The sequence below is a fragment of the Kitasatospora sp. NPDC059747 genome (assembly GCF_042732955.1).
In the GTDB taxonomy this organism is placed as follows: Bacteria; Actinomycetota; Actinomycetes; order Streptomycetales; family Streptomycetaceae; genus Kitasatospora.
In genome coordinates, this window is sequence record NZ_JBHWGV010000016.1 from 84,076 (window position 1) to 107,546 (window position 23,471).

A 23,471-nucleotide genomic window follows, 5' to 3' on the forward strand; every position below is an offset into this window, starting at 1 on the left:
GAACGGTGCTCGGGAATGACGGGGGTTCCCCGGCCCGGGTGGCGGCCCGGGCCGGGGAAGTGCGGGGTGGTCAGCGGCGGGTGAACAGGAAGCCGAGCTTGTCGACCTCGTCGCCGGCGCGTCCGTGGAACCCGGCGATCTGCCAGCCGGCGGGCGCGGTGCGGGTCACGCAGTCCGCGGTGGTGGTGCCGCCGGCCAGGGACCTGCCCAGGTTGGTGCTGAACGAGGCGTAGAAGATGCGGGTGTGACCGTCGCGCGAGCCCTGGCAGAGGGTGGCAGCGCTCACATACTCGCCGCTGCCCAGGGTGAGCGAGGAGGCGGTGCCGCCGGAGCCGCCGTGCGTGAGCGTGGTGCCGTCGGCGAGGGTCAGCCCGACCTGGTCGACCCGGGCGCCGGAGCGCAGGCCGACCGCGGTGACCCGGGCAGCGGGCGCGACGCGGTCGACGTCGTCGTAGAAGTCGCCGTGCGGGCCGCCGAACTGATCGCTCGCCAGGTAGGCGGGGTTCCGGCTCCAGGTGAGGCCCACGGCGACCGGGTCGTGGTCGGAGAGCATCTTGCCGGCGCCGTCCAGGAAGTCGGTGTGCTTGTTGGCGTACGAGGTCGCGGTGAGCGAGACGAGCGCGCTGCTGCGGTACAGGACCTTGTCGACGATCTCGCAGGTGTCGGTGGGCGCGTTCTGGTCGCACAGCAGCGGGTCGGCGCCACGGGTCGGCGCCACGCCGCCGTGTTCCAGCTGTACCCACGCGTCGGTCAGCCGGTTGTCGGCGGCGAAGGCGGCGATGGTGTCGTCGGCGCGCGTGTAGCGCGTGTTGGTGTCGCCCATCACCACGACGGCGTTCCCGGCCGAGTGGGTCCTGATGTAGCCGGTGAGCTGCGCCAGGTTGGCGGCGCGGGCGGTCTCGTCGCCGGGGTTCGTGCCCGCGTTCGCGTGGAGGTTGTAGAAGTCCACGTACACGCCCTCGGCCAGCCGGGTCCGCATGAAGGTGAAGCCCTTGGGGGTGAGGCAGTCACCGGAGTCGAGCTGGCAGTCGTTCCACTTGACGCGCTCGAAGTCGTCGGTGTCGTAGGCGAGTCCGGACAGGGTGTTGAGGCCGCTGCCGATGCTCGCCCCGCCGCTGGTGGCCGTGCGGTACGGGTGGGTGTCGGCGGCGTACAGCGCGGCGTGGTAGTTGAAGTCCTCCTCGACGTGCACGACGTCGTACGGCCCGAGCCGCTGCCCGATGGCGGTGGTGCTGCTCTGCCGCTCCGTCGGGGCGCTGTTCACCGGCTGCGGAAGCCCGGCGACGTTGTACGTCAGCACGGAGAACGACCCGCCCCCGGTGTCCGCGTGCGCGGCCGGCGCGCCGGTCAGGCCGCCGAGCGCGGCGGCCGTGCCGAGCGCGCTCACGAGGAGGGAGCGGACGAGGGTGTGGCGGAGGCGGGACTTCGACATCGGTGTGCTCCGATCGGAGTACGGCGACGGGATCCGGTGCCCCGGAGCGTATGAGCGAACCATGAGCGCGTCAACCCGGCCGGGACACCCCTAAATTGCCTCTGACCTGCACATTTAAGATGCCATGCCAAGTCTCCCGGGAAAGTTCTGTTAGCGTTAACAAAGTGTTCTTGCCGGTTCACGCCTCCCGGCTATAGTTCGAGCACCCAAGATCCCGCCTCCCCGGGTTTCCCGGGTGTGCAGAAGTTGACTTTTGTCATCGCGGGCTGGTGACAGGGCATCACTGCCGCGCACGGTCACCGGACAGGAGCCTGGTAGCCATGGCAACGACACAGGCGGTGCTGACGGCCGAAGGCCTGCGGTACCGGTACGGAGAGACGGTCGCGCTGGACGGCGTGGACGTGCGGGTGGACCCGGGGGAGTGCGTCGCGCTGCTCGGGCCCAACGGGGCCGGGAAGTCGACACTGGTGGCGCTCGCGGTCGGCATGCTCGCGCCGCAGCAGGGGACCGTGCGGATCCTGGGCGGCGATCCGCGCCGCGCGGCGACCCGCCGGCGGCTGGGCGTGGCACTGCAGACCCTGGGATTCCCCAACACGCTGACCGTGGACGAGCTGGTGAAGGGTGCCGCCGTCCGCGGTGGGCTGCGGGCGGCCGCGGCCGCCCCGATCCTGGAGGAACTCGGGCTGACCGAGTTGGCACGCCGACGGGTTTCGAAGCTCTCCGGCGGCCAGAAGCAGCGCGTGCAGCTGGCGATGGCCCTGGTCACCGAGCCGGCGCTGCTGGTGCTGGACGAACCGACGGTCGGCCTGGACACGCAGGCCCGGCGGCACTTCTGGGAGATCCTGGCGCGGCGCCGGGCGCAGGGCGCCGCAGTGCTGGTGACGACGCACCTGATCGAGGAGTCGGCCGCGGTCGCGGACCGCGTCGTGGTGCTCGACCGCGGTCGGATCCTGGCGGACGCGCCGCCCGAGGACCTCGTGTCCCGGCTACCGGACCGCACGGTGACCGTCCGGACCGGCCTCGACCGGGACGCACTGGAACGGCTGCCGGGCGTGCTCCGGGTCGGGCGGGAGCGCGACCTGGTGACGATCCAGACGCGCTCGCCTGAGGATGTGCTGCGCGTCCTGCTGGACCGGGATCCAGGGTTGTCGGATCTGCGGGTGCAGGACGCCGGCCTGGAGGAGGCCGTGGTAGCGCTCACAGGCGAGCGTGGACCCTCGGAGCGCGCACAGGAAGGACCCGCGGCGTGAACGTGATGGTGGGACGGGTCTTCTGGACCGAACTGCGGGACGAACTCCGGGCGATCGTGCGGGAACCCACCTCGCTGTTCTTCGGCATCCTCATGCCGGTCGGGTTCTTCGTGCTGTTCAACCTGCTGTACGGCCACGACACCGTGCAGGGCCTCTCGGCCGGTACGGCGATGGTGGCCACGTTCGGCACCTACGGCGTGATCACGGTGGCCTCGGTGCAGCCGGGGATCGGAGTCGCCCAGGACCGGGACCTCGGCTGGCTGCGCATGAAGCGGGTGTCCGCGGTGCCGGTGTGGATCGGTCTGGCCGCCAAGGCCGCCGCCGCGCTCCTCTACGGCATCGGCGTGCTCGTGCTGATGGGGGTGGCGGCTGCGGCCTTCGGCACGCTGCACGCCTCGCCCTGGGCACTGGCGCGGGTGGTCGTCGTCCTGCTGCTGGGCAGCGTCCCGTTCACGCTGTTCAGCGTCGCGATCGGCTTCCGGCTCCGCACGGGAGCGGCGATCGCGCTGCTGAACGCGGTGCTGTTCCCGCTCGCGGTGCTGTCCGGGCTGTGGATCCCGATCCGTTTCCTGCCCTCGGTGGTGCGGCGGATCGCGGAATTCCTGCCCACGTACCACCTCGCCCAGCTCGGGCTCGCCCAACTCGGCGACGGCTCCTCCGCGATCCACGACCTCGCCCTGGTGGTCACCACGGTCGTGGCGGCCGGCGCGGCGGCGGTGTCCTACCGCCACGCACGGATCTGACATGGTGACGACCGGCTTCGACGGCGCTGCTCCCCGGTCCGTGGCCGAGCGGCTGTGGACCTGGGAGTGGGTCCACCTCGGCTACCTGCTGTTCATGCCGGCGCAGCCGTACTTCTCACCGGATCCGGTGTGGTGGGAGTGGCCGCTGGCGGTCGCGGTGTGCGCGCTCACCGTCGTGCTGTACGCGATGGCGCTGCTGCGGAGCCCGTCCGCGTGGAGCGTGTGGGCGTCGGCGGTCCCGATGGCCGCGATCGGCGCGCTGGCCACGCCGTTCAACGCCGCCGCGAGCGTGCTGTACATCTACGCCGCGGCCGCCGTGGCCAACACGCTGCCATGGCCGGTCGCGCGGCGGTGGTTCGCGGGCCTGACCGTGCTGGACTGCGCCACGGCCCTGCTGTCGCAGGTGCCGATGTCCTACCGGCTGCTGGGCTTCGCGTCCGCGCTCGTCATGATCTGGGTGGTCGGCCTGCTCGAACTGGGGCAGCGCGACCGGCGGCAGGAGCTCGACAACCAGCGGTTGCGCAACGCGCAGGTCGAACTGCTCGCGACCCTGGCCGAACGCGAACGGATCGCGCGCGACCTGCACGACCTGCTCGGGCACTCGCTGACCGCGGTGGTGATGCGCGCCCAGCTGACCAAGGAGCTGGTGCTCGCCGATCCGCAGCGGGCACGCGCCGAGTCCGAGGAGATCGAACGCAACGCGCGGGAGGCGCTGGCCGCAGTGCGCAGCACCGTCACCGGCTGGCGGCGGACCAGCATCCGCGTGGAGCTGGAGGTGGCGCGGCGTACGCTGGCCGGGACCGGGGTGGCGTTGCAGGTGAGCCGTGACGACGAGCCGGTCCTGCCCGCGGCGACCGATCACGAGCTGGGGCTGGCGCTGCGCGAGGCGGTGACGAATGTGGCCCGGCACGCACGGGCCTCCACCTGCCGCATCGGACTGGACACGGACGGGGAACGGGTGCGCCTGGTGATCGCGGACGACGGGATCGGCGGCAGCGCCCCGGAGGGCACCGGGCTGACCGGACTCCGGGAGCGGATCACGAGACTCGGCGGCGCGGTGCAGCGCTCCGGCTCGGCCGGCACGACGCTGGTCATCACGGTGCCGACGGAGGCGGGCAGATGATCCGGGTGGTGCTGGCCGAGGACCAGGGCATGGTGCTGGGCGCGTTCGCGTCGCTGCTGGACCTGCAGGCGGACATCACGGTGGTGGCGACCGCGACCAACGGCGACGACGCGTTGGCCGCGGTGCGCGAGCACCGGCCGGACGTGCTGGTGACCGACATCGAGATGCCCGGCCGTACCGGTCTCGACCTGGCCGTGGAGCTGAACCGCCTCGGCGACCCCACGCGGGTGCTGATCGTGACCACGTTCGCGCGCAGCGGCTACCTTCGGCGGGCGGTCGACGCCGGGGTGGCCGGGTACCTGCTCAAGGACGCGCCGATCGGCGAGTTGGCGGCCGCGTTGCGCCGGGTGCACGCGGGTGAGCGGGTGGTCTCGCCGGAGCTGGCGGTGGCCGCGTGGGACGCGGCCGATCCGCTGACGGGGCGGGAACGCGAGCTGCTGCGGGCGGTCGCGGAAGGGGCCGGCAACGCCGAGATCGCGGCGCGGCTGTGCCTGGCCGAGGGGACCGTCCGCAACTACCTCTCCAGTGCCATGGCCAAGTTGGGCGCGCGCAACCGGACCGAGGCGGCCAGGATCGCGCGCACCCGCGGCTGGCTCTGAACGGTGTCCGTCAGCGGTCGCGGTTTCGGTCGTGGTCCCGGTCGCGGCGGCCGCCGTTGGTGGTCGCGTACAGGGCGCCGAGCAGCATCCCGCCCACCACGCAGACGCCGACACCGATCGACGAGTCGATCATGAAGCCGCCGACCACGAGCGCCGCGTAGACCATGGGTGCGGCGGTCCTGAGGTTCCTGTTCATTCGTCCTCACTCTTTTCCGGGCTCTTTTCGGGTCGGGCGCTTCCGGTGAGCGCTCTCAACCGATCGCCCTGGACATGAATCCCCTGATGCCGATCACGGCGGTGACCGCCAAGGCCGACAGCAGCACCAGTGCGTCCAGCCACAGCGGGATCGACGACGGCGGACCGGACAGCGTCGCGGCTCGCAGGCCCTCGCTGACGTAGGTCAGCGGGTTGATCGCGGAGATCACCTGGAACCACCGCAGGTGGCCGAGGGACGACCACGGGTACTGGACGGATCCGGTGAACGTCACGGGGGCCATGACGATCGCGAAGGTGACGCCGATCCGGTCCGGCGAGACGATCGTGCCGAGCATCAGGCCGAGGGCGGCGCCGGTCGCCGCGCCGAGGACCAGGATCAGCAGCACGCCCGGCCAGGCCGCGAGCGGCCAGCCGGTGGTGCCCAGCACCAGGAACCCGACCGGCGCCATGACCAGCCCGGCGAACAGGCCGCACAGCGTCCCGTAGGCCGACTTGGCGACGGCGACCAGCTCGCCGGGTATCGGTGCGAGCAGCCGGTCCTCGATCTCGCCGGACCACGAGAAGTCCATGATCAGCGGCATCGCGGTGTTCTCCAGGGCGACGAGGAACGCGTTGAGCGCCATGACGCCGGGCAGCAGCGTCGCGCCGAAGTCGCCCTTGGTGAAGCCGGCTTCGCCGAGCACCTTGCCGAAGACGAAGAACAGCAGCAGTGGTTGGACGATCACCTGGAGGAGGAAGGCGGTCGGCCGTCGGGTGGTGGTGTAGAGGTCGCGCCAGAGCACCGCCAGGAAGGTCCGCGTCACGGGCCCGAGGTCGTGCCGCGCCCCCGGGTCGGCGGCTTCGGCGGTCTCAACGGCTTCGGCGGTCTTCACGGCTTCGGCGCTCTCCACGGCTTCGGCGCTCTCCACGGCTTCGGTGGTACCGGCGCCTTGGGTCGGAGTGGTCACCGCAGTTCCCTTCCGGTCAGATCGATGAACACGTCCTGGAGGCTCGGCCGGGCGATCGACAGGTCGACCAGTTGCACCCCTCGGTCGACGATGGCGCGCAGCACGTCCGGCAGCAGGACCGACGGGTCCTTCTCGGTCCGCACCCGGAAGCACTGGCTGCCCCCGGTGGCCTGCGGCCCGTCGTGCTCGACGGCACCGGCACCAGGCAGCTCCGTCAGCGCGGCCAGGATCTCGGAGCTCGGCACCTGCGCACCGCGGACCCGGGCGCTGATCGTGGTGCCGCCCGGGAGGGCCCCGGTCAGCGCGCGCGGGGTGTCCAGTGCGAGGAGCCTGCCGTGGTCGACGATGCCGATGCGGTCGGACAGGCTTTCGGCCTCGTCCATGTCGTGGGTGGTGAGCACGACGGTGACGCCGCGCTCGCGCAGTTCGCGGATGCGCTCGTGCAGGAACAGCCGGGACTGCGGGTCCAGGCCGGTCGACGGCTCGTCCAGGAACAGCACCTTGGGTGCGTGCATCAGCGCCCGGGCGATGACGACCCGCTGGGCCTGCCCGCCGGAGAGCCGCTCGACCCGCTGGCCGGCCTGCGCGGTGAGCCCCATCAGGTCGAGCAACTCGTCGGCGCGGCCGAGCCGTTCGTCCCGGCCGACGCCGTGGTAGCGGGCGTGGAAGAGCAGGTTCTGCCGCACGTCGAGGGAGCGGTCCAGGTTCTGGCGTTGCGGCACGACGGCGAGCAGCCGCTTCGCGGCGGCCGGTCGGGCCACCACGTCGGTGTCGAAGACCAGGCACCGGCCGGAGGTCGGCCGCATCCGGGTGGTCAGCACGCCGACGGTGGTGGACTTCCCGGCCCCGTTCGGGCCGAGCAGTCCGAAGACCTCACCCGGCTCGACGGTGAAGCTCAGGCCGTCCACGGCGGCCGGGGCGTGCGGGTGGTAACGCTTGACGAGTTCGCTGACGGTGACAGCGTGAGTCATGGGGTCGTCCTTCCTCGGGCGGGTGAGCCGGTCACAGGCGGCCGCCGCCGTCGACGAACTCGATCAGGTCCTCGATCCGGCTCATCGCGGTCACCCCGTGTACGTCCTCGACGGCCCGGGAGACCACGTGGCAGATCAGGTTGCGTTCCAGCTCGCCGATGCCGATCCGGTACATGTTGAGGTAGAGCCAGTTGAGTACCACCCGGTACTGCTGGAAGACGTTCCAGCCACCGAGCTGGTCGGCCGCCCCCCGGTGGCCGCCGAGCACCTGGTGGAACGGGCTGCGGTCCGACCATGCGCTCCAGGTCGAGCCCCAGGCCTCCGGCTCGCCCTGCTCGTCCGTGTTGATCGCCAGCTCACCGGTCGCGATCAGCCCGTTGGCCTGGTTGCGGTAGAGCAGCAGCGCGTCGAGCAGGGCGGCGTAGCGGACGGTGTCGTGGTAGTCCGCGGCGGCGGTGATCTCGACGAGGCGCTGCCGGAAGGTCTCGGCGTTGGCCTCGTAGACGTGGTCGAACCGCGTGCGCAGGCCGTCGGGCATCTTCGCGAGGAAGGCGTCGGCGTGTCCGCGGAAGGACATGTAGCCGTAGGTCACCGGCGGCAGGAACCGGTGCGCGGCCGCGATGAACAGGTCCACCGCGAGCGCCATCTTCGAACCGCCGCCGCGGACCTGGTTGAGGATGTCGAAGACGATGCCGTTGGTGTCGACGTAGTAGTCGGCGAGCAGGTCCGCGGCGGCCGGTCCGCCGAGCACGTGCTCGCGCCGGTCGTAGGGCTCGACCTCGACGGTGTTGTTGGCCGCCCAGCGGGTCAGCGGCCCGCGTTCGCTCTCCAGCGCGGCCAGCCGGAGGTGCTCCGCGTGCGCCGCCTGCTGGTCGAGGACGACCGTCGAAGGGTGCGCTCGCAGGTACGGATCGAGCACGCCGGCCACGGCCGGGGCGACGACCTCCTCGAAGACCTCGGCGCTCGCCTGGATCGGGATGCGCACGTGCGGCCCGCGCCGCCAGTGCGGCTGGTAGTACACCCGGAGCGCCGAAGGGGCCACCGCCGTGATGAACGGGCGGACCGCGTCGAGCAGCAGGTCGGTGCGGTCGGTGTCATGGTGGAACACGTTCACCGTGCGCCACAGGGGCTCTGTCACTTGCGGTCTCCTCGGCAGTTGAGCTCGATCACGTATTCGGTCACTCTCGGTACCCCCTGGTGATCGAGGAGCGCGGTCTCCGGCCCGGGCGCGACCTCGGAGAACACCGCCGCACCGGCCGGGTCCCTGGCGAGCCGCTCGAAGGCCAGCACGAGGTGCGGTGCGCCGATGTCGACGTACAGCGGCTTGCGGCTGCGGTCGCCCGTGGTCGAACCGACCGAGATCGCGCGCATCCGCAGCACGGACACGAAGAACCGGGTCGGGAGGCCGTACTCGGCCAGCCAGTCGGTCAGCGCGAGCAGGAAGTCCGCGTCGGACTGACCGGGCGCGCGGCGTGGCAGGGTGCCGGGCTGCGCCACCCAGGTGGCCCGCCTGAGCACCACGCGCCCGATGCTCAGCCTCGGCGCGTGCAGGACGCGGCCCCGCCCGTTCCCGGCGCTCGCGTCGTGCCGGAGCGGCTGGTCGGGGCGCAGCAGCAGGGGGTTCTCGCCGAACGCCTCGACCAGCAGCGCCATGACCGGCGGGAATTGCCGCTCGTAGGACAGTCCGCCGTGGACCGGGCGGACGACCGATCCGTCGTCGAACAGGACCGGCAGCCCGTCGCCGTCCACGCCGACCGTCAGCCCGGCGGGCGGCGGGTAGTCGAGCCGGTCCGGCAGGGCGAGCTCGCGCTGGTTGAGCGAGGTGGCGAGGGTGTGGGGGAACTCCGCGTACGCCGGCGCGTCCGGGTACACCGCGTCGACCGGGAGCGGGTCGTCCGCGATGTGGCACAGCAGTCGGCGCACCTGTGAACGGGCCCGGCCGAAGCCGGAGTTCACCGCGTTGACGATCACCTCGTCGCCGTCGCGCTGGACGTACACGGCGGCCGAGCCGGCCGGGCGCACCCAGGCCGGCAGCGCGTCGAGGACGTCCTCGATCCGCTGCCGGTCCGGCAGCGCGCGCCGGACCTCGGCGATCAGGTCCACCAGGTGGCGGACCTCCGCGACCGGGCTGGCCGCCAGGGTGCCGGTCAGCCCGGTCATGTCGAAGGCGACCGCGGCGGGGTGCAGCCGCCTGGCCTCGTGACCGTCGCGGACGAGTTCGGCGTAGAACCGGTCGAACGGCACCGGCGTCTCCGTGCCGAAGCGCTCCCGGATGAACGCGGCGACCGCCAGTTTGTAGGGCAGCGTGGAGTCGAAGACCGCGAGCAGCCGGCAAGCCGTCGCCAGGTCGTCCAGTGCGTCCCGCCAGGACGGCAGGCCCGCCTCGGCCACGACTCCCGGGATGACCGACTGCTCGGTCAGCACGTCCCTAAGCTTGCCGGTGATGCCGAGGTCCCGTAGCTGCTCGTGGAGCAGCGCCCCGAGCGCGATCCGGTCGGCCCCGTTAGCGCTCCCATACGCGCGCAGCCCCTCGTGGACCGGGACCAGCGCGGGAACCCGCTCGGCCACCTGCTGCGTCGGATCGATGCCGTGGTCGTCGAAGTCCGGCTGGAGCAGGAGCAGTCCGCTCGTCACGAGGGAGCGCAGGTACCCGGCCGTCTGCTCCGGCGGCGCGGGAAAGGCCGCCGTCAGCTCGGCGAGCGTCGGCCGGCCGGCCGCGGCGCGCAGGCAGTGCCGCAGCGGGGCGGTGAGCGGCAGGGTGAGGAGGTCCTCCGCCGGCGCGGGGCCGAGGAAGCGGACGGTGCCGGCCTCCAGGCGCGCGCTGGGGTTGACCCGGACCGTCGGTTCGGCCGAGCCGGCGGCCAGCGGGGTGAGGACCGACAGGTCGAGTTCGACGATCGACTGCGCCGGCCCGGTCGCGGCCCACCGCAGGGCCGGCCCGTCCGGGACGAACCGGCCGAGGCCGCTCGCGGTGAACGTGCTGAACGGGCTGGTCTTGACGGCGGCGCGGGCGGCGTAGACGGCCAGCCGGATCAGTTCCTGCCGCCCGGGTCTGCGTCCGAGTACCTCGTGCAGGGTGGGGCTGGCATGGGCGAGGCCCTGGTCGAACCGGGGATCCGCGCCGATCTCGCGCAGGCGGCCGTCGATGGACCGGGCGGCTTCGGCCAGCACGCCCGGCAACCGCGCACGGTCGGCGCGGTACTGGCCCAGCCTGCGGCCGAACTCCGCGATGTCCTCGGCGAGTTCGGGTCCCAGCGCCGAGGCGACCGGCGGCTCGGCGAGCAGTCGCCGGGGATCGCGCAGCCGGTGCACGGCCCGGCGCAGCGCCACCAGCTTGGGTTTGGCCGAGGGCTCGGACAGCGCGCCGATCACGTCGTGGCAGTGGTCGGACAGCGTCGCGGCGTCGGCCGTCAGGCCTGCGGCCGTACGGGACAGCGCGACCAGCTCGTGACGCAGCCGGTCGTCGGCGAGCCGGTCGGCCACGTCGGCGGACAGGCCCGCGACGCGTACTCCGAAGGTGGTGGCGTGGCTGCTCATGGGAACGGGTGGGGGTGGGGGTTGAGGTCGGCTTCGGCCAGCGGGCGCGGTGCGTGACCGAGCCGGTGAGGTACCTCCCGCAACCGGGTCAGCCCGTCGGTCCGCCGGTTGCGGTGGCCGAAGGTCATGGACAGGGCGCCGGGCGCGATCACTTTGACGCAGTGCAGGCCGGCGGCCTCGTGCAGCGGCGAGGTCTGGTCGACGACCACGACGTCCATGCCGCCCGCCAGCATCCGGCCGACGGCCTCGGCGAGGTCGTCCCGCAGGTCGGCGTGGAGCGGCCACGGGCTGCGGGTGACCACCTCGTCCCAGCCGATCACGCGGTCGCCGTCGAGCAGGAACGAGAAGCGGTCGAACGCCTCCGGCGTCGCGCTGCACACCGCGTGGTCGGTCATGGTCCGCACCAGTTCGGGATCGGCGGCCATCCGCCTGGCCCGCTCGGCCTCGGCCGGGTACCTGACCTGCTCCTGTTCGATGATCGGCGCCAGCTCACCGAGGGCGGTGAGCACGGCGGCGACCGGGTCCAGCGCGGAGCCGCTGGTGCAGACGACCTTCGGCCGGCTGTCGTCACCGGTGGTGTCCTGTGCGAGGACCCAGAACGAACGGATCCCCTCCGTCAGGGTGGTGTCGAAGGCCCGGACCCGGCAGCCGGTGCGCTCGATGAGCTCCACCAGGAGCCCGATCCGCGGATCCGGTGCCCGGGCGAGGTCCACCTCCGGCACGGGCATCCTGGCGTACCAGGTCATCAGGAACGCGTCACGCTCGACGACCTCCAGGATCCCGTGCAGGATCGCCTCCTCCAGGCAGCCGCCGAGCGCGCAGCCGTTGGAGATCTCGAAGGTGAACGGCTTGTCCGCGAGGGTCCCCGGCTGGAACGGCATCCGGTAGTAGGCGTGGGTCTCGGGCACCAGGACCGGCCGGGCCTGCCCGAACGAGTACCCCCACACCCAGGACACCACGGCGTCCTCGGTGAACGGCTGGTACTGGCAGTCCGGCTCCAGGTAGCGCTCCGGGGAGAGCAGGCCGAACGAGCGCGGGTCCAGCGCGTGCCCGGCAAGGTCCGCGTAGCTGCCGCGCACGGTGGTCCGCTTGCCCCAGGGCCACTGGCCGCCGAGCCGTTCCAGCGCCTCCGCGACCGCGGTGGCCCGGCTGGAGGCGAAGTCGAGGGTGCGCCCGAACCCCGCCTCCCCCTGGTAGCCGTACTCGGTCAGGACCGATTCGGTCAGCGGCACGAGCGAGTCGCGCATGCCGCGCGGCGGGGCGACCACACCGGTCTCGGCGTCCACGTAGAGCGCGGTCAGCCGGGATTCGGAGAGCTCGCCGATCCGGCTGGAGCGGGCCCGGGGCTTGAGCCGGGACCGGGGCTCGATCGCGGCCGCCGCCGCGGTGTCCTCGGGCAGCGCGCCGCAGACCGCGCACAGCGGGTCCGGGAGGAACGTGTGCCGGCTCAGCGACAGGTCGCGCAGGTCGAGGAACCAGCAGCAGTCCTCGGCGGCGCCCGCGTGCAGGAGTTCGGAGACGGCCTCGGCGGCGAAGCCGGACAGCCAGTCCGACGGCCGACTCGCGATCCGGTCGTCCGCGCGCAGCCGGCTGCTCCACGGCGCCCGGGCGGGCGCGCCGGCCCGCCACTTCTGCAGGCACCAGACGCAGCCGGGCTCGCCGGGCCGCACCAGCGGGCCGACCACGACCCGGTCGAGCTCGGTCCACACCGGCAACCAGGGCTCGCCCCGGTCGTGCACCGCCGCCCAGTCGCCGGTGTCCCAGCCGTCGTGCGCCACCACCAGGGCCGCCGGCGGACGCCGGGCGATGGCAGCGGCCAGGAGGCCCTTGCCGAGTACGGTGTCTGTCACGTCCGTTCCCCTCACCAGGTCAGCCGGAACTCGGGGCGCAGGCCGGCGGGGTGCTCGGTGCCGAACTGCGCCACCAGCAGGCTCCGTTTGCGCCCCTCCAGACCGAACCAGGTGTCCAGCAGATGGGTGAGCACGTCGTTCTGGATCCGGCTCGCCACGCCGATGGCCGCGGCGGCGAGGCAGGCCCGGTGCAGTGCGGCACCGGCGGCCGCCTGCTGCACGCGGTACCAACGGGTGCCGAACCGCTCCTCCAGGGCCGCGCCGTCCCCCACCGGCAGCAGCCACACGTTCGCCGTGCGGGCGCCCTGCTGGGGCAGCGCGGCCAGCGCGGCCTCGCGCAGCCGCTGCCGGGGATCGCCCTCGGCCACCAGCTCCAGTTGGTGCTCGTCGGGAAGGTAGCGGTACGCACCGGACGGGATGCCCGTCACGTCGGCGATGACGCAGTGGAACTCGACCAGGTTGGCCGGCACGTCCCAGCCCTCCTGCCGGCCGTAGCCGGCGAGGATCGTGGCCAGTGTGCCCATCGACATGGTCTCGCCGTTGAAGCCGCGCATGGCCGCGTGACGGGTCCGGGTGCCGGCCGGCAGGTCCGGTTCCGCATGCGGCAGGCTGATCCGCGTGCCTTCCCCCAGGGGTGCGGCCGGCAGCGGTTCCGGGCGGGGGCGGCTCTGGGCGAGCACCGCCGAGTGCGCGCCGGAGGCGAGTGGGTAGGAGGCCAGCGACGGGCCGCCGTAGGTGGCGGGCACCGGCGGGACCAGCTCGATCACCGCGTGCACCCCCTCCTCCCTCGGGTCGAGCCCCAGCAGCTCGGTCACGTCGGCGTCGGGGAAGCACAGCCGGGCCGTGGCGTCCTGGTCGCCCGCGACCACCAGCGCCTGCGCCACCTGGATCCCGGCCTCCAGGCAGACCAGCCGGTAGTACATCTCGCCGTACTTGGCGGCCAGCCGCCAGAACACGTTCGTCTGCACCAGGACGGTCGCGGCCGGCCGGGACGCGACCCAGCTCCGGTAGTCACCCGAGCGCAGCAGCACCAGGGCGTGCCGGGCCGGGTCGTAGTAGTAGACGCCCGGTGGCACCTCCGAGTCGGGACCGGCGATCACGTACCACTCGGCGCTGTACCGGGCGCCCCCTGACGGGGTCGGGCGCCGGGTCACCAGCCACTGCAGCGGATCGGAGTCCGGGATGGCCTCGAAGCTGTCGGTGAAGGGCAGCTTGTCCAGCGGGGTCAGCCACTGCGACCGGGTGATGCCCCCGAGGTCGGCGAGCATCCTGCCGAGCCGGTGCTCGGAGCTCTCCGGCGGCCACGGCAGCGGGTGGCGCGGTGCGCCCGGGTAGGTCTTGACGACCAGGGGCCGGAACGCCGCCTGGTTCACCACCTCGGTGGGGGTGTGCACGTTCTCCACGTAGTGCGTGGCGTCGTTGCTCATGGCTCACACCGCGCACAGGTCGAAGGCGGTCCTGGTCAGCAGCAGCCGCAGGTGGGACTCCTGGGCCAGGCTGATGCCGAGCCGGTTGCACATCAGGTGCGTGAACCGCTCCACGATCAGCTGCGGGACCAGGTGGTTGATGTGCTGCAGCACGTCGGCCGGAGCCTCGAAGTCGGAGTAGGCGTCCAGCTTGCCCAGCAGCTCCAGTTCGACCAGGGTGTCGTTGGCCTCCCGCACGGTGGCCAGCCACCTGCTCTCCACGGACGCGTCCGGCAGTGCCACGCCCCTCGTCGACGCGAACACCGCCTCCAGGCTGGTGCGCAGCCGGGCCTTGTTCGCGTCGAAGTACCGCTCGAACGCCGCCGACTGCAGCAGCTCCGCCGCGGCGCCGCCGCTCTCGACCATGAACCGTGCCTGGTAGGCGAGTTCGGGCAGGATGCCGGTGAAGACCGTGCGGTTGGCGGCCAGCATGGCGAAGGCGTCCATGGCGCGCTGACCCGGGGTGCGACCGCGGGCGATCAGTTCGACCGCCAGCACGCTGGCCGCCATGAACTGCTTCTCGACGGCGGCCAGGGAGCGGCCGGTGCCGTACACGTCGGTCTCGGGCACGTAGTCGATGAACGCGATCGAGTTGTCCGGGTGCAACGAGTCGTAGTGGTCCATCCGCTCCAGCTCGGCGAGCTCGGCCGCGGACTCGGCGTAGGCCTGCTCGGTCAGCGCGGACTGCGACGGCGAGGTGCGGTAGAACTCCGCGGCCGTCTCCTCGATGACCGAGCGGACCTCCTCGACGTGCTCCGGCCAGGTGCGCACCCGCAGCCGGACGTGCGGGCCGCCCTCCCAGTAGCGGAGGAAGAAGAAGCCGTCGACCAGTCCGGCCCGGCCCAGCCGTTCGACGGCGGGCCTGACGACACCGACGATCACGGCGTCCTGGTCGCCGTGGTAGAAGAGGTGGGCGCTGACCCAGCTGTACTCAGACATAGGTGACTCCGGGCTCGTTCAGTTCCACGATGTACTCCGCCACGTGCTCACCGCGGACGTGGCCGGGATCCGGCAGCATCTCGCTGATCTGCACGATCGCGTCCGGCGCGGTGAGCCGGCGTTCCAGACCGAGCAGCAGCAGCGTGCTGGCGAAGTCCACGTAGGTGGGTTTGGTGTCGTTGTTCGGCCCCTGACCGTTCTCGCCCTGGTTCAGTGACGCCGGGTCGAGGACGGTGACGAAGCAGCGCTCGGGGATGCCGTGTTCGGCCAGCCAGCCGACGATCCTCAGCACCCAGGCCTCGCCGGTCGGGGTGTCGGCCCGCCGGGGCACCTGGTCGGCGTGGGTCAGCCACATGGCGCGGCGCAGCACCACGTTGCCCACCATCAGCCGGGGCAGGTGGCGCACTCCGCTGTCCGTGCGCGGGTCCGAGGTCATCCGGAGCTCGGTGGACGCGTCGAACCAGGTGTTGGACTCGCCGAACGCCTCGATCATGAAGCGTGCGGCGTGCGGCAGCAGCCGGTCGGCGCCCAGGCCCGGGTGCACCGGGCAGATCCGCTTGCCCAGCCGGCGTGACACCAGCGTGAGCAACCCGTCCTCGCCGTACTGCACATGGAGGTCGTTGACCGTCACCCGGTCCTCGTCCTCGCGCGTGCTGCGGACGCCGGGGTAGTCGACGACCAGCCGGACGCTCGGCTTCCTGACGTTGACGGCGGAGCGGGCCACGGCCTCGAACTCGGCGAACAGCACGTCGTCGCGGCCCGCGGCCAGCCCCGCTTCGTCCGGGACGCCGGCGGGCAGGTCGAGCACGTCCAGGATGTGCCGCACCCGGTTGCGGCCGCGGCCGAAGCCGCCGCCGATGCTGTTGACGACCAGTTCCGGGCCGTGTGCGGCATGGGCGAGCTGGCAGTAGACCGCGAGCGACGTCGGTGTGCGGACCCAGTCCGGCCACTGTGCGGCCAGCTTGCGCACCTCGTCGGGGTCGATGCGGACCACGCCGTCCCGGTCGGGCGTGCGCTCGCCCAGCAGGCGCTTGCCGGCGGTGCGCAGGCGGTGCAGCTCGCGCACCGTTTCGACCGGGCTGTCCGCACTGGCGAACCGGCTGTGCGCCAGGCGCGGCCCGCGCCCGGCCGGGCCCGACGCGGCGCCGGCGGACTGCTCGGCCAGGACGTCCCGGTAGAGCACCATCAGCGGGACCTGCGCCCCGACCGGGTAGCGGCTCCAGAACAGCGAGGCGAGCGTCAGCTTGAACGGCAGGTCGGGCCCGATCAGGCCGAGCAGGGTGCGCACCGCGTCGAGGTCGTCCAGCAGCGGACGCCAGCTCGCCCGGTCCAGCACGGCACTCGTGCCGGGGTGCACCGCGTTCTCGTAGAAGCTGTACCGGGCGAACTCCTGGGCCATCTTCGGGCTGCCGGCGTGGGCGTGGTCGCCCACCTCGCGCAGTGCCGCGTCCAGCCCGTGGACCACGGCCTCGCGGACGGCGACCCGGTCGCCGGGTTCGGTGATGGTCGGGTAGCTCGACAGCGCCTCGGCCAGCCCGTGCAGGGTCCGGTCCAGCCGTTCCAGGCCCGGCTGCCGGCGCAGCCAGGCGCGCAGGTCGCCGACCGGGTCCGCGGACTGGTCGGCGAGCGGCGGGACCGGCTCCAGCAGGCCCAGCGTCACCAGTCGGCGCAGGAACAGGTCGACCTTGCGCCCGTCGGGCGCGACGGCCAGCAGCGCGTCCCGCAGCTCGTCGAAGGTGCACTGACCGGAAGTGCGCCGGGGGGCGGTCAGTTCCAGCACCCGGCGCAGGGTCGGGGTGAGCGCGAGGCTGTGCACGTGCTCGACCGGCCGACGGCCGAGGAACAGCAGCGCGTCGTCGACGGCCGTGGCGCTGGGGTTGATCCGGATCGGACAGCCGCCGACCAGCTCCGGGCGTTCGCAGACGGCGCGCGCGATCCGGTGCAGCGATCCGACGCTGACCTCGGTCGCGGTCGCCGCGGCGGGCCGCCCCGCGGCCGGCTCGACGATGTCCTCGGCCTCGCCCCAGGCGGCCAGGCCGCTGCTGGTGAACGTGGAGTACGGGCTGGTCTTCGCGGCGGAGCGGGCCAGGTACTGCGCCAGGCGCAGCACGGTCTGGCGCTGCGGCGCGTGCCCGGTCTCCACCCACTTCCGCAGGGCCAGGAACAGGTCCGGGTTGGCGTGCACGAGACCGAGCTGGAACGCGGGCAGCCCGGCCGCGGCGAGCAGCGACTCGTAGCTCTCCGCCCGGTCCTGTTCGAGTTCCTGGGGGAGTGCCGCGACCAGGCGGTCGCGTTCGGCGAGCCGCTCCTCCCACTCCCGCAGCGGGGCGACCAGCTCGGCGGGGACGTCGGCCGATCGCGCCGGATGGACGTGGCGGCCGCGGTGCACTGCCCGGCGCACCGCGACGAGCCCGGCCTTGAGCTCGCCGTCGCCCGTGGCGCCGATCACCGTGTGCAGCAGGTCCGACAGCTCGCCGGCCGCCGTGGTGATCTCGCCGCGCAGCCGCACCAGCTCGCCGGCCGTGTGCCAGCTCCGCGCGCAGCGCAGTCCGTCCAGCGCGGCGACCGGGCTGCCGGCGAGGCGGACCACGGCGGACGACCCCGGCACGTACCGCTGCGGGGCGGGGCCGGCTTCTCGCATCCTGTCCATCACTCCACCCCCTCCGGCTCGACGGGGACGATCATGCGTCCGCCCGGGCCGGTTCTGGCCAGCATGATCTGGAAGACCGGGGCGTGCCGTTGCTCGGCCAGTCCGAGGGCCGCGCGGACCCCTTCGGCGTGGTAGGCGTTGACGATCCGGCCGGACATGCCCTGTGCCGCGGCCGCGACGCACACGCGGTGCGCGAGCAGCCCGGCCTCCTGGTTGAGCACGCGGTAGCCGCGGTCACCGAAGGTGTCGAACGCCCAGTCGCGGTCGCCGACGAGATGGACGATGGCGTTCATGTTCCGGAAGACCGGTCCGGGGATGGTGACCCGCTCGATCGCCGTGACGGCGTCGGTGTCGGCGTCCGCGCGGACGATCGGATGCAGCGCGCCGGTGTTCTGGTCGAGCCGGTAGGAACCCGCCGGAATTCCGGTGAGATCGCCGACGGTCAGGTAGATCTCCAACGGGACCGGCGCGCCGGCCGGGACGGCGTCGCTGGCGACCCCGGTCCGGATCCGGGCCAGCCGCGCCCACAGCTCGACCCCGTCGACCTGCGAGGCGACCGGCTTGAAGAGCCCGGGGCCCGAATCACGCACCCGCAGCACCTGCGCCAGGTCGATCTCCGGGGCCTCGGCCCGGGGCAGGGGCAGTGGTTCGGTGCCGGGCACGGCGGGCGCGACCGGTTCGGCCGCTGCGAAGGTCGCGGTGTCGGTGCGCAAGGACGCGCGGTTGACCTTCGTCAGCGCCGGGCAGGCCTGAGCGGCCTTCAGTCCGCCGGGGACCACGGTCGGACTGATCGGGTCGATGGTCGCGGCCAGCGCCGCGGCCGTCCGCGGGACCGGGTCGCGCCGCGGGCCGGCGTCGGCGTCGGCGAGGTGCAGCGGCAGGACCACCAGGGCCGGCTCCTCGTCGGGGTCGAGTCCGAGCAGCTTGTTGACCGGCTCGTCGACGAACTGGTGGTGCACGTGCGGCCGCAGGCCCATGGACCGGGCGACCAGGTCGAGGTTCCCGGTGAGCAGTCCGGCCTCCTGGGTGCACAGGCGGTAGGCGTAGTCGCGGTAGATGTACGCGACCTTGGAGAACAGCCCGGAGAGCACGAACACGGCCTGGGGTGAATCACCCGCGGTTCCGGTCGCGCCGGCCAGCAGCCGCCGGTGGTCTCCGCCGCGCAGCAGCACCAACGCGTGGTGCGGAGCGTCGTAGTGGTAGACGCCCTCGGGCAGCACCACGTACAGCTGGACACCGAACAGGCAGCGCGCGGACGCGACCATCCGGTGGTAGGGCCAGGTCCCGTTGGTGTCGAACTCCTGCCGGGAGAGGCCGTAGCCGTAGCGCAGCAGCGTCGACAGCGCCGCTTCGTCGAACGCCTCGACCTCGCGCAACTCCTGGGGGACCCTGGTCGTCAGCGGGCGTCGGGGCCGGCCCCGGTAGATCTTGAACTTCAGCGGCTCGTCCGGGTTGGCGTACTCCGACTGCCGGGCCTCCATCGCCTCGGCGAGGTCCTCCAGGCTGACCCGCAGGAACTCCCGGCCGACAGCGCCCCCGCGCTCGGTCACGGCACCCCCGGTCACGGGAAGGGATGCGGGTGCGGGTTGCGTACCTCGGACAGCCTGGGCAGTCCGGTCACCCGCCGGGCCGCGTGTCCGAAGGTCATCGGCACCGAGCCCGGTGCTATCACCTTGACGCATTTAAAGCCTCCGGCTGTCTGTTCTGTGGAGGTGGTGTCGACGGCGACGACGTCCATGCCGGCCGTGGCGAAGCGCCGGACGGCCTCGTCGAGGTCCGCGCCGATGTCGGTGGTGCTCGGCCAGTGCCAGCGTCCGAGCCGCTGCTCCCAGGTCGAGGTCGCCGGATCGTCGAGCAGGAAGGAGTACCGGTCGAAGGTGGCCGGATTGGCGGCGCAGAGCAGGTGGTCGGCCATCGAGACGACCTCGTCCGGATGGTCGGCCAGGTGCCGGGCACGGTCGTGCCAGTCCGGATCGAGCGCCAGGATGGCCAGGTACTCGACGGTCTGGCTCAGTTCGTGCAGCGCGGCCAGGATCGCCTCGGCCGGGCGCAGCCCGCTGCCGCCGGTCGAAACGGCCCTGGGCCGCGCGGCGCCGGTGACGTCCTCGGCGAGCGTCCAGAACGACGGGATCCCGTGTTCCCGCGTGCTGTCGAAGACGTGCACCCGGTAGCCCTGCCGCTCGATCCGCTCGGCCACCAGCGGGATCCGGCGGTCGGGCACCGTAGCCGGGTCGATCTCAGGCAACGGGGTCTGCTGGTACCAGGCCATCAGGAACGCGTCGCGCTCGGCGACTTCGAGGATGCCGTGCAGCACGGCCTCCTCGTAGCAGCCCCCGAGCGCGTTGCCGCTGGAGATCTCGCCGGCGAACCTGGGCTCGCCGGCGGGCATCGGCAGGCGGTAGTAGACGAAGCTCTCCGGCACCAGCACCGGCCGGCCCTGGCCGAAGGAGTAGCCCCACACCCAGTTGGTCACCGCGTCCTCGGTGAACTTCCGGTACGGGAAGTCCGGGATCAGGAACCGGTCGTCGGGATAGAGCCCGAGCGTGCGGGGGTCGATCGCGGCACCGGCCACCTCGGCGTAACCGGCCCGGACGGCGGTGCGCTTGGCCGGCGCGTACGCCGTGAGCCGCTCCAGCGACTCGGCCACCGCGATGGACCACGCGGAGGTGAAGTCCCGGGTGCGGCCGTAGCCGGCCGGCTCCGCCGGGGCACCGGGTGCGGCCAGGACAGCCCCGCTGAACGGGAATGCGTGCCCCGGGTAGGAGGTGACCGTGGGGATCAGGCCGGCCTGCCCGTCGACGTAGGTCGCCGCGAGTGCGCCCCGGTCGAGCCGCCGGACGCGGCTGGATTCGGGCGACAGCTTGCGCCGCGCCTCCCGGACCACCCGTGCGCCCTGCTCGCTGTCCTCCGGCACCTCCGAACACCTCTGACAGTGCGGGTCGTCGAGGAAGGCGTGCCGGGACAGGGCCAGCGTGGCGGTGTCGACGACCCAGAACCGCCGGGCCCCGGGCCGCGCCGCGGCCAATCCGTCGACGGTGTCGGCCAGGAAGCTCGGCAGCTCCCGGTCCGACGCCCCGGCGGCCATCTCGGCGGCGCGTTCGGCGGACGCCGCCGCGACGCGACGCGTGTGCAGGCACTCCGGGCAGCCCGGCGCCGACGGCCCCACGACCACCTGGTGCGGTTCGAGGAGCACCTGCGGCTGGTCAGCCATGGAGGACCACGACACGCACCACGAACGGGGACAACCGGGCCAGGGAGGCATCGTGGTCCAGCGGGACCGCGACCACCCGGCCGCCCTCCCCGGTCAGCCCGGCCACGACCTCGTCCAGCGTCACCGAACGGGGCCCCGCCCCGGTCGCGCCCCCGGCGGCCGAGCCGCGCAGCCACTCGGGCAGGTCGGGCACGGGGGCCGGCGCGTAGCCGGGCTGGCCCGTGGCCCGGGCCTGGTAGGCGAGCAGCGTCCGCTCCAGCCCCTCCTCCAGCGCGGCGGCGACGTCCAGGCCGCTGACGTAGGCGACGGTGCCGGCGGGGGTGGTGAACGCGAAGGTCGGCAGGCCGAGCAGACCGGACAGGTCGTGGACCTCGAACGACTCCTCGACGATCCCCAGCAGTTTCAGGTAGCGCTCACCGCGCGGGGTCAGCTCGGCGGCGTCCAGGTCCAGCTGCGGCAGCGGTTCGGTCGCGGTCGACAGGGCGGCCACCGCGGTGTCGTTGACCGCCGCCACCACGGCGGCGCGCACGGCGTCGGACCAGTCGGTTCCGGAGGCCGCGGTCCGTGCGGGGAAGACCTCGGCGGCGTCGACCTCGACCGGCTCGCCGGTCAACACGTCCAGCCCGTACAGCCGGTCGCCCTTGCGGGAGTCGACCATCACGGCCGCGTAGCCTTCGAGCGCGCGCCGGACCGCCCGCTCGCGGGACTCGACCACGGTCTCACCACAGCCGTGGACCGGGAAGGAGCCGCCGGCCAGGCCGACCGGGTCGGAGACCACGACCTCGCTGACGAACAGCGGCAGCTGCTCGTAGTCGCGCTCGGTGACCTCGGCGAACACTCCGGTCCGCGGGTCGACGAAGTCCACCGCGCGCCGGGCCAGTTCCTCGTCGTCCACGGGCTTCGCGGCCACCAGCGCGGCCAGCCGTGCCGGGTCGTCGGGAACGGCGGGCAGCGCGAGCGGGTGCGGCAGGAAGGTGTGCTTCGAGGTCTCCAGGGTCTCCAGGTCGAAGCGGACCAGGTGGTCGGGGCCTGCGCCCTTGTCGATGCCGGCGAGATGGCGGAACGCCGCGAAGCACAGCTGGTTGGCGACCAGCGCGACGGTGGGGCCGCGCAGGAACTCGCTCGGTTCCACCTCGGGGTGGTCGCGCAGGTCCGCGCCGACGAGGTCGGATGTGAGCGCAAACAATCGACGCCATGCGGAATCCCAGGCGGTGGGGTCGTCGTTTTCGCCGATCACCGGGCCGACCCACGCCTCGTCGCCCGACACGACCGCCTGCGCGAACGCGGCGCCTGCGGCGGCGGCCGCCGCGGGCAGCTGCCGGGCCCGCTCGATCATGGGGCGGTCGGCGACGTGCAGCACCATGGTGGCGTCGGCGGCCACCAGGTCGAGCCGCTGGGCGTCGGCGTCCCGGTAGACGATCCGCTGCTCCGGGTCCTGCGCACGGGACGCGTCCAGGTGCTCGGCGACGCGGTCGCGGTCGAACGGCGACTCGGCGAACGGCGCGAGCGGCACGGTGCGCACGCCGGCGCGCAGCTGCGAGTTGACCAGCGCCTGAAGCAGCGGGCCGGATCCGGTCAGCACGACGGAACTGTCGCGGAAGGCCTCGAAGCGCCGTTCGGGGGAGTCGGTGAAGTACTCGATGAAGGAGATGTTGGCCGCGTAGGTGGTGACCAGCTCGCCGGACAGCGTGTGCGGACGGTCGTCCAGCGCGTTCTTGACGTACCCCTTGTTGAGCAGGAGTAGAACGAGCTTGGCCAGCGCGGCGCGGCTGGGCTCCGGTACCGAGGCGCACAGCTCGCCGAGGGTCTTGGTGCCGTCCAGCAGCGGTGCGATCCGCTGGATCCACTCGTACGTCGACGCGCCCTTGAGCATCGAGCCGCCCAGATTGCTGCGGATGTAGGCGCCTTCCGGCACGCGCATGACGTAGACGTCCCCACGAAGCCGAGGCCGTACCTGATCGACGTTCACTTCCATGACCACCGCTTCTTCGAGAATGCATTGATGACTGGTCAGTAGAAAGGACCGAGAGCCACCCGGTCCTCTGACGCGCGCACGCACCGGCTAGAGCACATGTGCCGGGAGATCAGCACCGGATCAGGTGCAGGAGCAGCACGGGGTGCAGCAGCAGCAGCTGCTGCTGCCCTTCGAGGCGGACAGCTCGGTCAGGCCGTAGCCGGCGGTCACCGAAGCGGGAACCACCTCACCCAGCTCGACGAGCTCGAAGGCGCTGTCGTCCAGCACCAGGTTGTCGAAGTTCTCCATGTCTTTCACCTCCCTTCCTCTCTGGGATCGATCAGTGGGCGCACCGGATCAGGTGCAGGAGCAGCACGGGGTGCAGCAGCAGCAGCTGCTGGTGCCCTTGGAAGCGGACAGCTCGGTCAGGCCGTAGCCGGCGGTCACCGAAGCGGGAACCACCTCGCCGAGCTCGACGAGCTCGAAGGCGCTGTCGTCCAGCACCAGGTTGTCGAAGTTCTCCATGTCTTTCACCTCCCTTCCTACGTGGGGCCGGTGCCGGCCCGCTCCCACAATGCGGGCC

General features: G+C 72.5%; 19 protein-coding genes. 4 read left to right on the forward strand and 15 right to left on the reverse strand.

All coding sequences use genetic code 11. The features are described from left to right. Positions 1-70 precede the first annotated feature (70 nt). Entirely contained in the window at positions 71-1,432 is a 1,362-nt protein-coding gene (locus ACFV4G_RS09960; protein WP_380438417.1) for a jacalin-like lectin, read from the reverse strand. A gap of 320 nt (positions 1,433-1,752) precedes the next feature. On the opposite strand from ACFV4G_RS09960, the gene ACFV4G_RS09965 reads away from it, so the two are divergent. Genes ACFV4G_RS09965 through ACFV4G_RS09980 form a run of 4 tightly spaced genes read left to right on the forward strand, consistent with a single transcriptional unit; the run spans position 1,753 to position 5,147 of the window. Further along, positions 1,753-2,682, forward strand: a complete 930-nt coding sequence (locus ACFV4G_RS09965; protein WP_380438418.1) for an ABC transporter ATP-binding protein — start codon at positions 1,753-1,755, stop codon at positions 2,680-2,682. A gap of 5 nt (positions 2,683-2,687) precedes the next feature. Continuing rightward, the gene (locus tag ACFV4G_RS09970) at positions 2,688-3,425 is read left to right on the forward strand and encodes an ABC transporter permease (protein ID WP_380438454.1); all 738 of its coding nucleotides are present in this window, start codon (positions 2,688-2,690) and stop codon (positions 3,423-3,425) included. Between the two features lies 1 nt (position 3,426). After that, entirely contained in the window at positions 3,427-4,548 is a 1,122-nt protein-coding gene (locus ACFV4G_RS09975; RefSeq protein ID WP_380438420.1) for a sensor histidine kinase, read from the forward strand. Next, on the forward strand, positions 4,545-5,147 hold the full coding sequence (locus ACFV4G_RS09980) for a response regulator transcription factor (RefSeq protein WP_380438421.1): 603 nt from the start codon (positions 4,545-4,547) through the stop codon (positions 5,145-5,147). Before ACFV4G_RS09975 ends, ACFV4G_RS09980 begins: the two co-directional genes overlap by 4 nt. A gap of 10 nt (positions 5,148-5,157) precedes the next feature. On the opposite strand, the gene ACFV4G_RS09985 is transcribed toward ACFV4G_RS09980, so the two are convergent. The 14 genes from ACFV4G_RS09985 to ACFV4G_RS10050 all read right to left on the reverse strand — a co-directional run bounded on the left by ACFV4G_RS09985 (position 5,158) and on the right by ACFV4G_RS10050 (position 23,413). Next, positions 5,158-5,343, reverse strand: coding sequence for a hypothetical protein (locus ACFV4G_RS09985; RefSeq protein ID WP_380438423.1), 186 nt, complete (start codon positions 5,341-5,343; stop codon positions 5,158-5,160). Positions 5,344-5,398: 55 nt separating this feature from the next. Next, complete coding sequence (locus tag ACFV4G_RS09990; RefSeq protein ID WP_380438425.1) at positions 5,399-6,310, reverse strand: ABC transporter permease; 912 nt, start codon at positions 6,308-6,310, stop codon at positions 5,399-5,401. Then, positions 6,307-7,281 carry an ATP-binding cassette domain-containing protein gene (locus ACFV4G_RS09995; RefSeq protein ID WP_380438427.1) on the reverse strand — a complete coding sequence of 325 codons (975 nt, stop codon included), beginning with the start codon at positions 7,279-7,281 and terminating at the stop codon, positions 6,307-6,309. The genes ACFV4G_RS09990 and ACFV4G_RS09995 overlap by 4 nt, the downstream gene beginning before the upstream one ends. 31 nt (positions 7,282-7,312) lie before the next feature. After that, on the reverse strand, positions 7,313-8,419 hold the full coding sequence (locus ACFV4G_RS10000; RefSeq protein ID WP_380438428.1) for a thiopeptide maturation pyridine synthase: 1,107 nt from the start codon (positions 8,417-8,419) through the stop codon (positions 7,313-7,315). Further along, positions 8,416-10,818: a lantibiotic dehydratase gene (locus ACFV4G_RS10005; protein ID WP_380438430.1), complete on the reverse strand. Its 2,403-nt coding sequence runs from the start codon at positions 10,816-10,818 to the stop codon at positions 8,416-8,418. The genes ACFV4G_RS10000 and ACFV4G_RS10005 overlap by 4 nt, the downstream gene beginning before the upstream one ends. Next, complete coding sequence (locus tag ACFV4G_RS10010; RefSeq protein ID WP_380438432.1) at positions 10,815-12,668, reverse strand: TOMM precursor leader peptide-binding protein; 1,854 nt, start codon at positions 12,666-12,668, stop codon at positions 10,815-10,817. Before ACFV4G_RS10010 ends, ACFV4G_RS10005 begins: the two co-directional genes overlap by 4 nt. An 11-nt stretch (positions 12,669-12,679) precedes the next feature. Beyond that, complete coding sequence (locus tag ACFV4G_RS10015) at positions 12,680-14,095, reverse strand: nitroreductase family protein (protein ID WP_380438434.1); 1,416 nt, start codon at positions 14,093-14,095, stop codon at positions 12,680-12,682. Positions 14,096-14,098: 3 nt separating this feature from the next. Continuing rightward, positions 14,099-15,073 carry a lantibiotic dehydratase C-terminal domain-containing protein gene (locus ACFV4G_RS10020; protein ID WP_380438436.1) on the reverse strand — a complete coding sequence of 325 codons (975 nt, stop codon included), beginning with the start codon at positions 15,071-15,073 and terminating at the stop codon, positions 14,099-14,101. Beyond that, positions 15,066-17,723, reverse strand: coding sequence for a lantibiotic dehydratase (locus tag ACFV4G_RS10025; protein ID WP_380438438.1), 2,658 nt, complete (start codon positions 17,721-17,723; stop codon positions 15,066-15,068). The genes ACFV4G_RS10020 and ACFV4G_RS10025 overlap by 8 nt, the downstream gene beginning before the upstream one ends. Beyond that, positions 17,723-19,273, reverse strand: a complete 1,551-nt coding sequence (locus tag ACFV4G_RS10030) for a SagB family peptide dehydrogenase (protein ID WP_380438440.1) — start codon at positions 19,271-19,273, stop codon at positions 17,723-17,725. Before ACFV4G_RS10030 ends, ACFV4G_RS10025 begins: the two co-directional genes overlap by 1 nt. Positions 19,274-19,284: 11 nt before the next feature. Continuing rightward, on the reverse strand, positions 19,285-20,934 hold the full coding sequence (locus ACFV4G_RS10035) for a TOMM precursor leader peptide-binding protein (RefSeq protein ID WP_380438442.1): 1,650 nt from the start codon (positions 20,932-20,934) through the stop codon (positions 19,285-19,287). Continuing rightward, positions 20,927-22,855 (reverse strand): hypothetical protein, encoded by a 1,929-nt coding sequence (locus ACFV4G_RS10040; RefSeq protein ID WP_380438444.1) that lies wholly within the window; start codon positions 22,853-22,855, stop codon positions 20,927-20,929. Before ACFV4G_RS10040 ends, ACFV4G_RS10035 begins: the two co-directional genes overlap by 8 nt. Before the next feature lie 174 nt (positions 22,856-23,029). Then, a complete protein-coding gene (locus ACFV4G_RS10045; RefSeq protein ID WP_380438446.1) occupies positions 23,030-23,197 on the reverse strand; it encodes a thiomuracin/GE37468 family thiazolyl RiPP peptide in 168 nt (55 codons plus the stop codon). Positions 23,198-23,245: 48 nt separating this feature from the next. Continuing rightward, on the reverse strand, positions 23,246-23,413 hold the full coding sequence (locus tag ACFV4G_RS10050) for a thiomuracin/GE37468 family thiazolyl RiPP peptide (protein WP_380438448.1): 168 nt from the start codon (positions 23,411-23,413) through the stop codon (positions 23,246-23,248). Positions 23,414-23,471: the final 58 nt, after the last annotated feature.